The organism is Bacteroides muris (ex Fokt et al. 2023) (genome assembly GCF_024704895.1).
Classification (GTDB): domain Bacteria; phylum Bacteroidota; class Bacteroidia; order Bacteroidales; family Bacteroidaceae; genus Bacteroides; species Bacteroides muris.
Window position 1 is genome coordinate 1 of the sequence record NZ_JAMZEE010000098.1, and the last position, 1227, is coordinate 1227.

Below are 1227 nucleotides of genomic sequence, written 5' to 3' on the forward strand. Positions count from 1 at the left end.
TAATATCTGAAGAACTCAAAAGGAGTTCTCACATCAAGATAACCGTCTACCTCTTCGTTGGCTTCCGCTTCCATTTCAAACGCGGAATTTCCGTAAGCCTTATCACCCACATTCACCCAACACCGGTTACGGCATAAGTGATACATGTAGGATATTGCGTACTCCAACCCATACTGAAGGTAGAACCACAACGGGCAAAGTAGATATACCCATAAGTTGAACCCGGCAAACAGCATGATTAATGTCAGCAGCACAGCCGATGCAATCATACATTCTTCCCATTGGCGCACATGAATCGCCTCATGGTTAAGTGTACTCTGCTTCATCTCCTCCTTGCTTTTCTTGGTGAAGACGAAGCATCCCAATGTGATGGTGCTGTAGTCCTGCCACAGCAGCCATTTCGCTAACTTGCTTTCATAAAAAACTTTCATACATCTTTCCATTTATATTAGTTTGTTAATTAACCGGGTTTTCGTAATCATGGTCACCCAAATCAGCATACGAATACGAAATGCCATTTTTATTGGTTGAAATCCAGACTCCTCCCAATGATATGAATTCATAAACACCAGGGTCTGTGATATGAGCCTTATTGCAATAATGGAATTGACCGTCAACCAACTCCAGATCATTAAATCCGTCCGATGTCACAACTGACACATAGCCATATGTGCTCCCTGAAGAATTATTATATATGATCAAGGATATTTTCATACCCACACATTGGGCAGAGCTGGGAAGCATGTATTCACTTTGGCCTATTCTACTGGGACGCCCATTGCCAAAATCCGAACCAAAATTGGGGTTCAGGTAAAAGTAGCCTTCATTGGAACTAAACCCATGTATCTTTATGAATGCCGCTGTCGCTGTAATTTTTCCTTGAACATTGACTTCTCCAGTCTCACCATCAATGCTACAAGTGACATTTCCATTCTTATCCCTTGCCAGCACATTCTGTACCACCAAATCATCCACAAGGATTTCATCGGCACGTATTTTTCTCGCTAAAGCCATATCCATAGCTACAAACATAAACTGCTGTGCCGCCTCCCAATTCGCATCACCGTCTATCAAGGTGGGTGCGACAGTGACCGACGTACCGTAAGCCCGTACCCGAAACGGAATGGTGCGATTGTTAAATGTGGCCAGTACGATGTCATGGAACTCCTCATTCCACACATACGTGTTACCTTTGGCGAAAAAACCTCTCGGACGCGGCTCACTGGC

1 protein-coding gene and 1 pseudogene are annotated in these 1227 nt (G+C 43.9%); both read right to left on the reverse strand.

What is annotated here, in order from left to right; all coding sequences use genetic code 11:
- Positions 1–431, reverse strand: a 431-nt coding sequence (locus M1B78_RS18365) for a hypothetical protein (protein WP_257941486.1), incomplete at its 3' end; no start/stop codon positions are given.
- A gap of 25 nt (positions 432–456) precedes the next feature.
- Positions 457–1227: pseudogene (locus tag M1B78_RS18370) on the reverse strand (hypothetical protein); the annotation flags it as partial.